Origin of the sequence: Pseudomonas sp. B329 (assembly GCF_023127835.1) — a bacterium.
In the GTDB taxonomy this organism is placed as follows: Bacteria; Pseudomonadota; Gammaproteobacteria; order Pseudomonadales; family Pseudomonadaceae; genus Aquipseudomonas; species Aquipseudomonas synxantha_A.
Genome location: NZ_SPKP01000005.1, coordinates 50,417 through 65,284 on the forward strand (window position 1 = coordinate 50,417; position 14,868 = coordinate 65,284).

12 protein-coding genes are annotated in these 14,868 nt (G+C 58.7%); 8 read left to right on the forward strand and 4 right to left on the reverse strand.

Annotated elements, in window-relative coordinates; all coding sequences use genetic code 11:
- Positions 1–106: 106 nt before the first annotated feature.
- From E4P00_RS02805 to yccS, 7 genes are all read left to right on the forward strand, one after another.
- Complete coding sequence (locus E4P00_RS02805) at positions 107–1,624, forward strand: hypothetical protein (protein WP_248130618.1); 1,518 nt, start codon at positions 107–109, stop codon at positions 1,622–1,624.
- Positions 1,625–1,699: 75 nt separating this feature from the next.
- Positions 1,700–2,437 (forward strand): hypothetical protein, encoded by a 738-nt coding sequence (locus tag E4P00_RS02810; RefSeq protein WP_050549381.1) that lies wholly within the window; start codon positions 1,700–1,702, stop codon positions 2,435–2,437.
- Between the two features lie 214 nt (positions 2,438–2,651).
- Positions 2,652–3,542 (forward strand): alpha/beta hydrolase, encoded by an 891-nt coding sequence (locus E4P00_RS02815; RefSeq protein ID WP_248130619.1) that lies wholly within the window; start codon positions 2,652–2,654, stop codon positions 3,540–3,542.
- 35 nt (positions 3,543–3,577) lie between these two features.
- Positions 3,578–5,005, forward strand: a complete 1,428-nt coding sequence (gene mdtD / locus E4P00_RS02820; protein ID WP_032879027.1) for a multidrug transporter subunit MdtD — start codon at positions 3,578–3,580, stop codon at positions 5,003–5,005.
- 130 nt (positions 5,006–5,135) lie between these two features.
- Complete coding sequence (dbpA, locus tag E4P00_RS02825; RefSeq protein WP_232289440.1) at positions 5,136–6,473, forward strand: ATP-dependent RNA helicase DbpA; 1,338 nt, start codon at positions 5,136–5,138, stop codon at positions 6,471–6,473.
- 159 nt (positions 6,474–6,632) lie between these two features.
- Positions 6,633–7,811: an NAD(P)/FAD-dependent oxidoreductase gene (locus E4P00_RS02830; protein ID WP_032879024.1), complete on the forward strand. Its 1,179-nt coding sequence runs from the start codon at positions 6,633–6,635 to the stop codon at positions 7,809–7,811.
- A gap of 151 nt (positions 7,812–7,962) precedes the next feature.
- Positions 7,963–10,146, forward strand: a complete 2,184-nt coding sequence (gene yccS, locus E4P00_RS02835; protein ID WP_005792181.1) for a YccS family putative transporter — start codon at positions 7,963–7,965, stop codon at positions 10,144–10,146.
- Between the two features lie 110 nt (positions 10,147–10,256).
- Here yccS and E4P00_RS02840 read toward each other — a convergent pair whose 3' ends face one another.
- Positions 10,257–10,994, reverse strand: a complete 738-nt coding sequence (locus E4P00_RS02840; RefSeq protein ID WP_032879022.1) for a transporter substrate-binding domain-containing protein — start codon at positions 10,992–10,994, stop codon at positions 10,257–10,259.
- A 197-nt stretch (positions 10,995–11,191) separates the two neighbouring features.
- Here E4P00_RS02840 and E4P00_RS02845 point away from each other — a divergent pair, with 197 nt between their 5' ends.
- Complete coding sequence (locus E4P00_RS02845; RefSeq protein ID WP_078822536.1) at positions 11,192–11,644, forward strand: GNAT family N-acetyltransferase; 453 nt, start codon at positions 11,192–11,194, stop codon at positions 11,642–11,644.
- Positions 11,645–11,741: 97 nt separating this feature from the next.
- Here E4P00_RS02845 and E4P00_RS02850 read toward each other — a convergent pair whose 3' ends face one another.
- From E4P00_RS02850 to E4P00_RS02860, 3 genes are read right to left on the reverse strand one after another with little or no spacing between them, the layout of a single operon-like run.
- Positions 11,742–12,038: a winged helix-turn-helix domain-containing protein gene (locus E4P00_RS02850; RefSeq protein ID WP_057710268.1), complete on the reverse strand. Its 297-nt coding sequence runs from the start codon at positions 12,036–12,038 to the stop codon at positions 11,742–11,744.
- Positions 12,039–12,055: 17 nt separating this feature from the next.
- Entirely contained in the window at positions 12,056–12,556 is a 501-nt protein-coding gene (locus E4P00_RS02855) for a M48 family metallopeptidase (protein WP_032879017.1), read from the reverse strand.
- A 42-nt stretch (positions 12,557–12,598) separates the two neighbouring features.
- Positions 12,599–14,704 carry an EAL domain-containing protein gene (locus E4P00_RS02860; protein WP_032879015.1) on the reverse strand — a complete coding sequence of 702 codons (2,106 nt, stop codon included), beginning with the start codon at positions 14,702–14,704 and terminating at the stop codon, positions 12,599–12,601.
- Between the last annotated feature and the right edge of the window lie 164 nt (positions 14,705–14,868).

The window sequence follows — 14,868 nt, forward strand, 5'->3', positions numbered from 1 at the left end:
TCTGTAACCTATCCTCTCACCTATAGCGGGAACGCATTGCAGCAACAGGACACTTACAACAGTGATTCATTTGCGGGCAACCCACTATCAACTGCGGAGCATACTTATGAGCCTGAGCATTTCGACGCCCACCGGCAGTCATCGGTCGAGCGTAAATAGCTATTCACAAACAAAGGGCAAATCCGCAAATAACACGTCGAGCGCTGAAAACAAACTATTGTCTTCACACCTCCTCCGCGCCGTGCCTACCGAAACACCCGCAACACATGTCATGTCAGGAAAAGATAGAGGCGCCCCACCCAGTAACTTGTGGACTGGCTTGTATGCCACCTATGAAAAATACCCCTACTTTGGCCGTTATGACCACGATGACTGGGTGGCGGTAATTAAGGCCGCCATGTCGGGCCTCGGCCAGAGCCCCTTGAGTATTTTTGATGAAGTCAAGGACACCGGAAACGGCTACAACATCACCATGAAAGACGGCTTCAAACTGCATATATCCAACGATGAACTAGCACTGGCTACCCACCATGCCAAGTTTGCGGGCGACGATGAGGGCATGCTAAAAGATGCACGCTTTATTTTTGCGATCATGAATAAACGCAAGCACCTTGAAGCACAATACAACTACAGAAAAATCGATTATCGCACCCATATTCACCAACACAGCTTTGGTGCTGTTCTGAGTTCTTCTGATTACGGGATCAGCGGGTACGAGGGTTTAAAGCTTTTAGGGCTTGACTACCAACTACAGCATGTGTGGTCTCAGGACGTAGGGAACCAGGTAGCCGTACCGGCAATGAAGGTATTTTCGAGTAAGCGCGGCATGATTAATGACGGTTTTATGGAAAACTACGGGCACAAGAAAAAGGTACCACAATGGATAGAAAGCTTTATTGTCCTTAAGGCCCCCCACACCTCCATGCCGACGCCTATTGCGGTCCCTCAGATATCAACACCTTCCACCTTCACGCTCGAACCCCTTCCCCCTGAAGGTGATATTCAGGCCGACCATGAACTCCCGGAGCTTTCTGCCAAACGAAATGGACAGAAACCAGATAACCTGGTCACCGGGTTTTACACGCAAAGACCTTTTGTCTTTCAAGGTGAGACTTCAACCCACGCCGATGTCATAAAATTGCTGATGTCCAAGTTCGGGCAGAGCCCAACCGATGTTTTTTCAAATGTAAAATTCGCCCATAACGCCTATCAGGTCACCTTTAGGGACGGATTTGAATTGACCCTCTCGCGGGACGAACTTGAGCAAGCCCAACAACACTCCTTATTCATCGGGCACGATGATGGCATGATAAAGGACGCCAACTTCATCTTCGCAGCCTACATCAAACGTCAACAACTCCAGCCCCCCGTGCGTTCCTTTGGGCAGAGTTTCGAAGCAGCATTGATTGGCAACATTGATGGCCGTACGGTAAAAAATGTTCTGGAAGGGATGGGCGTGAGCTCATCTATTAAATACATGGAAAGAGCAGGCGATGCCGATGGCCTGACCGTGTTGATCGGCAGTAACGCTGGTGGGCTGTTCTACAACGGCAGGCTCATAAAGGAAGGTAAAAACCTTCCTGGGGATGAGAAGGTACACACCCACGGATATCAACTCGCATAATAATAAATCCTCACCGTCAGTTCTCAGACAACCTGTTCACCGACAGTCTCCTTTATGTACCCCGAGTCAATTACTATGAATATCGGTTTCTCTCCACTGAATGGCCTCAACTATCCAACCCCTTACGATAATAGTCGCATCAACAATCGCCACTTGGAAAAAGGCGAATTCAATGCTGCCTACACCCGCAAAGATGATGCCCCCGCCCGTACAATTGTTCGCTCGACCACCGACTCGGGCATCAGACCAAAAAACATATGGCGAGATTTCTTTCAAGTCACCGAAGGTAACTGTGTCACGGTGTCAGCCATCAAGGCGGCGATGGCCAAGTTCGGCAGCCATCCAGAGGGTATTTATAAAAAGATAACCCGGACACCTGAAGGTTATGACGTAGTGATGCGCGACGATGTCCGCATCACCCTGACCCATCAAGAACTGCTTCAAGCCATGGAGCACACAGGATTCGCTGGTAGCGGCAAGGTCTTGCGACATGCCGTTTTTCTATATGCGGCCAGCGCAAAGCGGGCGCAGAACGAAAACAATGACCACCGGGCCAGCCAGAACTTTAAGACCGCAATGGACACCTTGAACGACGGAGAACACCCTGGTGAAGCGTTAACACGCCTTGGGCTCAAGCACTCTATGCGCAGCGGCACTCTTGAGGAATTAAAAAATGGAGCGATAGGTACCCTTGCCAACTCCAGCCATTCTGTCGCCGTCATTGATGGCCATATCGACTTGTGGAGTATCAAAGTTCCTCTTGGCGACTCACCATTCGACAGTAAAGAAAATACCGTATTGGTGTTGGCTTAAATCAATCTTTGCCTGACTTGCCTGTAAGTGGACTCATCTGTCAGGCAAATCCCTTCCCACTGGTAAACTTTCTGCGGTGCTCTCATTTGGCGAATCCGCCTATTGTCCCCTCCCTGATTCCTCGTTATAAGGCTTGATGGCATCCCGCCACCCCACCCACGTGCCCGCACGTGATGCATGACCTTGCCTGGACTGGGCAAGCTGGAGCCTTCAGATGAACCATGGAAGTTTTGTCATAGAGAAGCTGTTCAAACACTACAACGTTCACGTAGAGCAGCTCGGTAACCATCCGCATAGAAAAACCGTATTGATGGTCAATGGCGCGCTGTCCACCACGCGCTCCTTTGCCCGCACCAGCAAATGCCTGGCCGAGCATTTCAATGTGCTGCTGTTCGACTTGCCGTTCTCCGGCTACTCGCGCGAGCACAACAACGACCTTGACCTGGTCACCAAGGACGACGAGGTGCAAATCCTGCGTGCCCTGGTGGAACGCTTTGAGGTCAACCATCTGGTGTCGGCCTCGTGGGGCGGCATCTCTACGCTGCTGACCCTGGCGCACAACCCGCCCTCCATCGAAAGCTCGGTGGTGATGGCCCTGGCGCCCAACCTCAACCAGGCCATGCTCGAATACGTGGAGCGCGTGCGCGTGTTGATCGAGGCCGATGACAAATCTGCGGTCGGCCACCTGCTCAACGAGACGGTCGGCAAATACCTGTCGCCGCGCCTCAAGCGCAACAACCATCGGCACCTGTCGACCATGGCCACTACCGAGTACCGCCAGGCGCGCTTTCACATTCACCAGGTCCTGGCCTTGGGCGATGGCAACTACTTGCCAGCGCTGCGACAGATCGAGACGCCGGTGCACTTTCTCAACGGTGCCCTGGACGAATACACCCCGGCCGCCGAGGCCCAGCTGTTCAAACAATATGTAGGCCGCAGCAGCTTTGCGGTGGCCGAGCATACCGGCCACCTGCTGGACCTGGAGTCTCGGGAGGCGGCGCTGGCAGTTCACCGTGCATTGCTGGATTTCCTGGTCGGAGAGCACGCAACGTTGTCGGACTTAGACGAACCGCCAGTGGGAAAAGGAGCGACGAATGGCGCATAATCGCCAACACATAGCCTGCTAATAAAAGGGTCCCCATGCCGAATCGTGCCCCTCTCGATGCCAAGACCGCCCGCTGGCTCCCCTGGGTGGTAGCGATTGCCTTCTTCATGCAATCGCTGGATGGGACGATCCTCAACACGGCCCTGCCGGCCATGGCTCGGGACCTCGCGGAGAACCCGCTGCGCATGCAGGGGGTGGTGATTGCCTACATGCTCACCGTCGCCCTGCTGATTCCCGCATCGGGCTGGATCGCTGACCGCTTTGGCACCAAGAAGATTTTCTTTGGCGCGATCATGCTGTTCAGCCTCGGCTCGCTGCTGTGCGCGTTGTCCAGCAGCCTGACCATGCTGGTGGGCGCACGGGTGATCCAGGGCTTGGGCGGTGCGCTGATGCTGCCGGTCGGGCGGCTGGTGGTGCTGCGCGCTTATCCACGTTCCGAGTTGGTGCGCATCATGGGCTTCATCACCATCCCCGGCCTGCTCGGCCCATTACTGGGCCCGACCATGGGCGGCTGGATGGTGCAATACCTGACCTGGCACTGGATCTTCCTGATCAACCTGCCGGTGGGCATGATCGGCTGCTATGCCGTGTGGAAATTCATTCCCGACCTGCGCGGCAGCGAACGCACGCGCTTCGACGGCCTGGGTTTCCTGCTGTTCGGCGCGGCAATGGTGCTGATCACCATCGCCATGGAGGGCCTGGGCGAACTGCACCTGCCGCACCTGCGGGTCATATTGCTGCTGTTCGGCGGGTTCGCCTGCCTGGCGGCGTACTGGCTGCGCGCCGGGCATATTGATAACCCGTTGTTCTCGCCGGTGCTGTTCAAGACCCGCACCTTTGCCGTCGGCATTCTGGGCAACCTGTTTGCGCGGTTGGGCAGCGGCGCACTGCCGTTCCTGGTACCGCTTCTGTTGCAGGTGGCACTGGGTTACTCGCCATCGGAAGCCGGGATGAGCATGTTGCCGCTTGCGGCGGCGGCGATGTTTGCCAAGTCCGTGGCAAGGCCGCTGATCGAGCGCCTCGGTTATCGCATCGTGCTGACCGGCAACACCTTGGCTCTGGGCATCATGCTGGCGAGCATGGGCCTGGTCAGCGAGCACACGCCCTACCCGCTGCTGCTGGCAATGCTGGCGGTGCTGGGGGCGATCAACTCGCTGCAATTCACGGCGATGAACACCGTGACCCTGATCGACCTCGACGACGCCCAGGCCAGCAGCGGCAACAGTTTGTTGTCGGTGGTGGCGCAGTTGTCCCTCAGCCTCGGCGTGGCCTGTGCCGGCGCGTTGCTTGGCGGGTTTACTGCCGAAGCCGGCAATGATGGTGTGGAGAGTGTCCTCGGCGCGTTCCAGTTGACCTTCCTCACCGTGGGCATCATGGCGATGCTGGCGGCGGCGATCTTCCTGCAATTGTCGCCAAAAGACGGCAAACGGGTGGTCAGCCGCGAGCACGATATCGAGCACTGACGGGCTTCTCGTCGAGAACTTGCGGGGAAAATCCCACAGGGCTGGTACACTGCGCGACATTTTGTTTTGCAGAGCCAGTCCCGTGACTACCATCGCCACCGCTTTTAATACTTTGCCCCTGTCCTCCGCCATGCTGGCTAACCTCGACTCGCTGGGTTACGTCGAGATGACGCAGATCCAGGCGCAAAGCTTGCCGGTGATCCTCAAAGGGCTGGACCTGATTGCCCAGGCCAAGACCGGCAGCGGCAAGACCGCCGCCTTCGGCATCGGCCTGTTGAACCCGATCAACCCACGTTACTTCGGTTGCCAGGCGCTGGTGATGTGCCCCACCCGTGAACTGGCCGACCAGGTCGCCAAGGAAATCCGTCGCCTGGCCCGTGCCGAAGACAACATCAAGGTGCTGACCCTGTGCGGCGGCGTGTCCCTCGGCCCGCAGATCGCCTCCCTGGAGCATGGCGCTCACGTCATCGTCGGCACTCCGGGCCGCATCCAGCAGCACCTGCGCAAAGGCTCGCTGGTACTGGATGGCCTGAACACCCTGATCCTCGACGAAGCCGACCGTATGCTCGACATGGGCTTCTACGACGCCATCGAAGACATCATCAGCAAGACCCCACCACGCCGCCAGACTTTACTGTTCTCGGCCACCTACCCGGTGAGCATCAAGCAGCTGGCGTCCAAGTTCATGCGTGCGCCGCAGCAGGTGAAGGCCGAGGCGTTCCACTCCGATGACCAGATCGAACAGCGCTTCTACGAAATCTCGCCGGAAGAGCGCATGGACGCGGTGACCAAGGTGCTCGCGCACTTCCGCCCGGCTTCCTGCGTGGCGTTCTGCTTCACCAAGCAGCAAGTGCAGGAAACTGTCGACCACCTGACAGCCAAAGGCATTTCCGCCGTCGGCCTGCACGGCGACCTGGAACAACGCGACCGTGACCAGGTACTGGCGATGTTCGCCAACCGCAGCACCTCGGTGCTGGTAGCTACCGACGTGGCTGCCCGTGGCCTGGACATCGACTCGCTGGACATGGTGATCAACGTCGAACTGGCCCGCGACTCGGAAATCCACATCCACCGCGTTGGCCGTACCGGTCGTGCTGGCGAGACCGGTATCGCCATCAGCCTGGTGGCGCCGTCCGAAGCGCACCGCGCCCAGGCCATCGAGCAACTGCAGAAGTCGCCGCTGAACTGGGACCAACTGGACAACCTCAAGCCGCAAAGCGGTGGCCCGCTACTGCCGCAGATGAGCACCCTGTGCATCGCCGCCGGGCGTAAAGACAAAGTCCGCCCAGGCGACATTCTGGGTGCATTGACCGGTGAAGCCGGCATTCCGGGCGCCCAGGTCGGCAAGATTGCGATCTTTGACTTCCAGGCATTCGTGGCCGTGGAACGCGGGATCGCCAAGCAGGCGTTGCAGCGCTTGAATGACGGCAAGATCAAAGGCCGGTCGTTGCGCGTGCGGATCCTGTAAATATCTCGCACACCAATGGAGATTCAAATGTGGGAGGGGGCTTGCTCCCGATAGCGGAGTCTCAGTCAATATAGATGTGACTGAACCACCGCCATCGGGAGCAAGCCCCCTCCCACATTTGACTGTATTTCAATTCAGAATTTGTATGAGGACACCGTTTTGCGCTCGACCGAAGTTGTAATCATTGGCGCCGGCGCGGCAGGCTTGATGTGCGCACTGACCGCCGCCGGGCGTGGGCGCAAAGTGATGCTGATCGACCACGCCAACAAGGCCGGCAAGAAGATCCTGATGTCCGGTGGCGGCCGCTGCAACTTCACCAATATGTACACCGAGCCTGCCAACTTCCTCTCGCATAACGCGCACTTCTGCAAGTCGGCCCTGGCGCGCTACACCCAGTGGGATTTCATTGGGCTGGTGGCCAAGCACGGTGTGCCGTACCACGAGAAAAAACTCGGCCAGCTGTTCTGCGATAACAAGTCCAGCGACATCCTCGGCATGTTGCTCGATGAGTGCATCCAGACCGGCGTGAGCCTGCACCTGGACACCTCCATCGAGGAAATCGCCAGGCTCGATAGCGGCTACCAATTGCAGACCACGCTCGGCGAGTTGCACTGCGAGTCGCTGGTGATTGCCACCGGTGGCTTGTCGATCCCCACATTGGGCGCCACCGGTTTTGGCTATCAAGTGGCCAAGCAATTTGGCCACGAACTGCTGCCAACCCGCGCCGGGCTGGTGCCGTTTACCATCACCGACCAGCTCAAGCCATTGTGCAGTGAGTTATCCGGCACTTCAGTGGATTGCCTGGTGAGCTGCAACGGCCAGAGCTTTCGCGAGAACATGCTGTTCACCCATCGCGGCCTGAGCGGGCCGGCGATTTTGCAGATCTCGTCTTACTGGGAATCCGGCGACACGGTGGAAATCAACCTGTTGCCCGATCATGACGCCCATGACTGGCTGCAACAGCAACAGGCCGAGCATCCCAACAGCGAGCTGAAGACCCTGCTGGGGGAGATTTTCACCAAGAAGATGGCCAACCTGCTGGCCCAAAGCTGGTTCGAATCCAAACCGATGAAGCAGTACACCCATGCTGAAATTGCCGATATCGCGCAAAAGCTTGGGAGCTGGCAACTCGTACCGGCCGGCACCGAGGGCTATCGCACCGCCGAGGTAACCTTAGGTGGAGTGGACACGCGGGAAGTGTCGTCCAAGACCATGGAATCACTGAAAAGCCCTGGCCTGTACTTCATCGGCGAAGTGCTGGATGTGACCGGTCACTTGGGCGGGTTCAACTTTCAGTGGGCCTGGGCGTCGGGCTACGCAGCCGCGCAATACGCCTGACACAAAGCAGTAAAAATGTGGGAGCAAGCCCCCTCCCACATTGGTTTTGTAGTGATCTTGAAAAATTTGCTGTTGGATGTGATCACCACACTTGCCGTGGCGTCCTTGATAGCTCAATTTAGCGACAACGTCCCGGAAGACTCCAGACTTCATGTCATCGACCTCGTTCAAGCAGTCCATGCGGCGCCTGTGGGCGCTGGATAAATTCAGCTACAGCGTACGGGTGTTCATCGCCCTCACCGGCAGCATGGCGCTGTGTTGGTACCAGGATGAAATGACGCTGTTGATCCCGCTGTTCCTGGGGATTATCGCCAGTGCCCTGGCCGAGACTGATGACAGTTGGCAGGGCCGCCTCAACGCCCTGGCGGTGACACTGGTGTGTTTCAGCATCGCCGCGCTGTCGGTGGAATTGCTGTTCCCCTACCCCTGGATCTTTGCCATCGCCCTGGCCCTGGCCAGTTTCTCCCTGACCATGCTCGGTGCGCTGGGCGAACGCTATGGCGCGATTGCCTCGGCCACCCTGATTCTGTCGGTCTACACCATGATCGGCGTGGACCAGCGCGGCGGCGCCGTCACCGACTTCTGGCATGAGCCGCTGCTGCTGGTGGCCGGTGCCGCCTGGTACGGCGTGCTGTCGGTGCTGTGGCAGGCGCTGTTTTCCAACCAGCCGGTGCAGCAGAGCCTGGCGCGGTTGTTCCGTGAGCTGGGGCGCTATCTCAAGCTCAAGTCATCCTTGTTCGAGCCGATCCGCCAACTGGATGTGGAAGCCCGGCGCCTGGAACTGGCCCAGCAAAATGGCCGGGTGGTCGCCGCGCTGAATGCGGCCAAGGAAATCATTCTGCACCGTGTCGGCAATGGTCGACCGGGCTCGAAGGTCAGCCGCTACCTGAAGCTGTATTTCCTGGCCCAGGACATCCACGAACGCGCCAGTTCGTCTCACTACCCGTACAACGCCCTGACCGATGCCTTTTTCCACAGCGATGTGCTGTTTCGCTGCCAGCGCCTGCTGCGCCAGCAAGGCAAAGCCTGCCAGACCCTGGCCGAGTCGATCCAACTGCGCCAACCGTTCATCTATGACGACAGCTTCGCCGAGGCCCTGGGCGACCTGAACGCCTCCCTGGAGCATCTGCGCATCCAGAGCAACCCCGCCTGGCGTGGCCTGTTGCGCTCGTTGCGCGCCCTGGCCGCCAACCTGTCCACCCTTGACCGCCTGCTGGGCGACGCCAGCAACCCCGATGCCCTGGCCGACGCTACCGACAGCAACCTGTTGGACCGCGCCCCGCGTAACTTCAAGGAAATGTGGACGCGCCTGCGCACCCAACTCACGCCGACGTCATTGCTGTTTCGGCACGCCTTGCGCCTGTCACTGGCATTGACCATCGGCTATGGCACCCTGCACGCCATCCACGCGTCCCAAGGTTACTGGATCATCCTCACCACCCTGTTCGTCTGTCAGCCGAGCTACGGCGCCACCCGCCGCAAACTCGGCCAGCGGATCATCGGCACCGCCATCGGCCTGACCGTGGCCTGGGCGCTGTTCGACTTGTTCCCCAACCCGGTCGTGCAATCGATGTTCGCCATCGCTGCGGGCCTGGTGTTCTTTATCAACCGCACCACGCGCTACACCCTGGCGACTGCAGCGATCACCCTGATGGTGCTGTTCTGCTTCAATCAGGTGGGCGATGGCTACGGGCTGTTTCTGCCACGCCTGTTCGATACCCTGCTTGGCAGCCTGATCGCGGGCCTGGCGGTGTTCCTGTTCCTGCCCGACTGGCAAGGCCGACGCCTGAACAAAGTGCTGGCCAACACCCTGACCTGCAACAGCATCTACCTGCGCCAGATCATGCAGCAATACGCAGCCGGCAAGAGCGACGACCTGGCCTACCGCCTGGCCCGGCGCAACGCGCATAACGCCGATGCCGCGCTATCCACTACGCTGGCGAATATGCTGATGGAGCCTGGGCATTTTCGTAAGGAGGCCGACGTAGGCTTTCGCTTTCTGGTGCTGTCACACACCTTGCTCAGCTATTTGTCGGGTTTGGGTGCGCACCGCGAAACCCAGCTACCGGCTGACGTGCGTGAGCATTTGATCGAAGGCGCAGGCAACAGCCTGGCGGCAAGCATTGATGAGATCGCCAGCGGTCTGGCTAACAAACAGCCGATTGCGATCCAGAGTGATGCCGAGGAAGGGTTGGCGGCAGAGTTGGAGCAAATGCCGGATGAGATCGATGAGGCGCAGCGGCTGGTGCAAACGCAGTTGGCGTTGATTTGTCGGCAGCTGGGGCCGTTGCGCACGTTGGCCGCGCACTTGATCAAAGACACCAGCGCGGCTTAGGCCGCTATCGGGGGCATGTCGAATCGTCGCACCGCCCCTCCCACATTCGATTGGTGTATGCCGGTCCCTTGTGGGAGGGGGCTTGCCCCCCGATGAGGCCCGCACAGACGCTACATCCCATGCGCCTTCATCAACCGCGCATAACTGCCATCCGCCTTCATCCGCGCAATCTCCCGATCAAAACCGGCAACAATCTGCGCGTGTTCGGGGTTCTTCAGGCTGACCAGGATATGCAAGCTGTTCTGGCTCAAGGGCTCGCCCACAAACGCCACGGCATTGCGCACCCGCGGCGATTCCCGCGCCAGGTAGTAACGCGCTACGTATTCATCCTCCAGCGTCAACCGCACGCGCCGGGCCGCCAACATGCGCACGGCCATGGCAAAGTTGTGCACCGGCACTTTCTGCAACAGCGTGTCTTGGTCAAACGCTGCCGAGTAGGCGTAACCGCGCACCACGGCGATCGTCTCGTCGTGCAGTTCTGTCAGGTTGCGATAAGCAATGGGATCGTCGCTACGCTTGAGAAAGCGCACACGGTTAAGCAAATACTCGCCGGAAAATTGCCCCAACTGCGTACGGGCCTCGTCGTACCAGGCGTTGATCAGCACGTCGTAGCGTCCGTCCCCCACCCCTTTCAAGGCGCGAGCCCAAGGCACCTGGTCAAAATCACTGGCATACCCCGCACGGGCCAGGGCCGTGCTGACGATATCCGTGGCCAGGCCGCCATTGATCAGGGTGGCATCGGTAAACGGCGGCCAGCTATCCGCCACCAGGCGCAGGCGTTGCGCCAACACCGGTTGGGCCAGTAACAACACGGCGATCAAAGCAACGGCACGAGTCAATCGCGGCATGCTCAAAGTCCTTGGCGGGCAGGCAGTGGCCTGATAACAGTAGCTCATCAATGAGCTTGCATTGCAGATTACACAAAGAAGCCAACGGCGCACGCACTCAATGATGGCAAATTGACGCCATTCACACATTTGCCAATTTTAGACAGCGGCGCCCGCCACGCTTACTATCCAGGCACGTCTTTATCAGAGCACACATCATGACGGTTGATTGGGTTTGCAAACATCACGACGACTTGGGCAAGGACCAGCTATATGCCGTCCTGCGTTTGCGCAGCGAGGTATTTGTCGTCGAGCAGAAATGCGCGTATCAGGACATCGATGGGCAGGACCTGGCCGGAGACACCCATCACCTGATGGCCTGGGACGACAATGAACTGGTGGCTTACTTGCGCCTGCTAGACCCGGAGTCTCAGGGCGGCGATGTGGTGATTGGCCGCGTTATCGTTTCGCCAGCGGCAAGGGGCACCGGGCTGGGGCATCAAATGCTGGAAAAGGCGCTTGAGCGTATTGAGGATATCTGGCCGCAAACGCCGATTTTTCTCTCGGCCCAGGCGCACTTGCAGGGGTATTACGGGCGGTATGGGTTTGTGGTGGCGGGTGAGGAATACCTGGAGGACGATATTCCACATATTGGTATGCGGCGCATCTGAGGGCGCCATCGCAGGCAAGCCAGCTCCCACATTGGAACGCATTCAACTGTGGGAGCCGGGCTTGCCCGCGATAGCGTCAGTCCAGCCACTGCTGAACTCAGGGGTAGCCCAACACCTGCTTGATCGACGCCAGATTGGCCTCGATCCACCCCCGATCAATCGCGCCCCAATCCCGAATCCGATAACGCCCCGCATGGTTACGCGCACCATCCTCCTGCTCGAACTCACACACAATATCCAGGTCGGCCAACGCCGCAATCGTGTCCTGGGCCGTGCGCCGTGGCATGCCAGTGGCCTCGGTCAGCGCCGGGACGCTGCTGGCCAACTGGCTGTCGATCAAATACGCCACATACAGGCGGCGATAGAAGCTGCTTTTGGTCTTGCTCACATCCATGGTCTGTCGCCTTGTGGTTAGGGCTTGCCCTGCAAATCTCGCCAGGTAAGGTACACCCGCAGGTCGAATTCCACCTGATGGTAGTCCGGCATCATGTATTGGCAGAGTTTGTAGAACGCCTTGTTGTGGTCCGATTCCTTGAAGTGCGCCAGTTCATGCACCACGATCATGCGTAGAAACTGCGGGGCGGCCTCCTTGAACAGCGAAGCGATGCGAATCTCTTTCTTGGACTTGAGATTACCGCCCTGTACCCGGGAAATCGTGGTGTGCAAACCCAAGGCGCGATGGGTCAGGTCCAGCCGGTTATCGAACAGCACCTTGTCGATGGACGGCGCGTTGCGCAGGTGTTCCTGCTTCAAGGCCAGCGCGTAGGCATACAGCGCCTTGTCGCTCTGCACGGCGTGGCGTTCGGGGTAACGCTGCTCCAGATAGGCACCCAACTGATCCTTGGCGATCAGTTGACGCACTTGCTCCTGAAGCGCAGCGGGATAGGCCTGGAGGTATTTCAACGCAGTCATGGGGTGTGCAACGCAAATGGGACGGGCGCCAGTGTAGCGAATTCAACGCACGCGAGGGTACGACCAGCCTGCAACGTCCTCGGCCATCAACGGCAACGCCGCCCACGGCCCCTGGATATACGTGCAACCATTGGCCTTGAGCCATTCTGTTTGCTCAAGGGTCTCTACACCTTCAGCGATCACCAACACATCAAAATGCCCACACAACTGGATGATGCTGCGGGCCATTGCGGCATCCCGCGACGAGCCTGGCAGGCGCGCCACCAACTGCGGGTCAAGCTTGAGGGTGTCGAACGCAAGATCGCGCAAATGGGCCAGGGAGCAGTGGCCAGCACCAAAGTCATCCAGGGCTATACGCACACCAATGCGGCGCAGTAACTGCAATTGTTTGGTCGACTCCTCAAGATTATTCATCAGGCAGTCTTCACCGATTTCCACCTCCAACTGCCGCCCACGCAGCCCATGTCGCTCCAGTACCTGCTGCAGTTGGTTGGCCAGGTTGGGCATATTGAACTGGCTGCTGCTCAGGCTCACGCTCAGCACCAGCTCAGGGTCGAAGGTAGCTTGCCAGGCCTGGCGCTGGGCAGCGACTTGCTGGTAGATCCAGGTGCTCAACTGGCTGATCAAGCGCGCCTCTTCCAACAACGGCAAAAACAAACCTGGTGGCACATCGCCGACACTCGGATGCTGCCAGCGCAACAGTGCTTCGACACCGCGCAGACGCCCATCATCCAGGCACATCTGGGGTTGGTACACCAAGGTGAAATCCTTGTTCGCAATGGCTGTGCGTACGCTGTCTTCGAGCATCAGCCGCGAACGGGCGCGGCCGTTCATTTCCTGGTCGTAGTAACGATACTGCTGACGTCCGGCGCGCTTGGCTTCGTACATAGCGATATCTGCTGCCCGTAACAGACCGCTCAGGTCCGAGCCGCAATCCGGAAACGTCGCAATGCCAATACTGACGCCGAGCATCACATCCAGACCGTCGACCTGCTGGCACACAGACACTCGCTCGATCAGCTTTTCCGCGATCTTCGCAGCCTGTTCGGGGAACTCAAGCTCCAGCAAGGCGGTGAACTCGTCCCCGCCAATGCGTCCGAGAATGTCGTAGGAACGCAGACATGCCTGCATTTGTTCAGAAACCCAACGCAGCACGCGATCACCGGCGTCGTGGCCCAACGTATCGTTGACTCGCTTGAAGCCATCAAGGTCCAGGTACAGCAATACCAGCGCCTGCTCACTGCGTTCGCCGCGCAGCAACGTATTCTCCACCGCCTGATGAAAACCCCGCCGGTTCAGCAGCCCGGTCAACGGGTCGGTCACGGCCTGGAACTCCAGCTGCTGGTGCAGGTGGCGCACTTCAGACATGTCCAGCACTGTCACCACCATCGCCTGCTGCTCGGCAGGCAAGGGCGCGCAGGATAACGCCACCGGCACCTGCTGCCCGCGACCCGTACGCAAAATGGCATCGTGCTGGCGCCACGTCTGGCCCTTGCGATACGCCTCGTACATCGGGAAGCCCAGCCAAGTGGGCACATGAGGTTTTTGCAGAAAACTGAGGAAACTCTCCCCCTGCAACTCGGCCATCGTGGCATTGAGCAGCCGCGAAATGGCCGGGTTGGCGTATTCGATCACACTGGTTTCGCCCACCACCAGAATGCCTTCGGCGGCGTTATCCAGCACCGAGGCATTAAAGGCGCGGGCCAGTTCCAGGTCATGGCTCAGGCGCTGCAAAGCGCGGCGATTACGCTGGTGATCCAGCAACGCCTGCACCTTGGGCTTGAGGATAAGTGGGTCAAACGGCTTGAACAGGTAGTCGATCGCACCGCTGGCATACCCTTCAAGTACCGCATCGGGTGAATGGGCAGTGGCTGTCAGGAAGATAATCGGCGTCATGCGCGTGCGTTGGCTGCCACGCATCAAACGTGCCACCTCGAAGCCATCCATACCGGGCATGCGCACGTCCAGCAACACCAGGTCGACGTCGTGGGCCAGCAGCAATTCCAAGGCTTCCAGGCCGGAAGCGGCGGTCATTACCCGCCAGTCTTCACACTGCAATAGCGCACGCATGCTGACGAGATTTTCCGGGTAGTCATCGACCACCAAAAGGACCGAACTGGCATCGCCTGGGTGTGGAGCGCAATCCATGCTACGTCTCTTCCTTGGGGAGCTGCACCGGTCAGTTCTGTTACCAAACCCGGATAAATACTGAGGGCTCACTCTAGCCTCGGTTCCAAAAAAGCAGAAGTGACGTGGATGCCCTCATTGAAACAAAAGCCAGGAAGCCGACTAACGGTAAGGCCCTGCAGCCC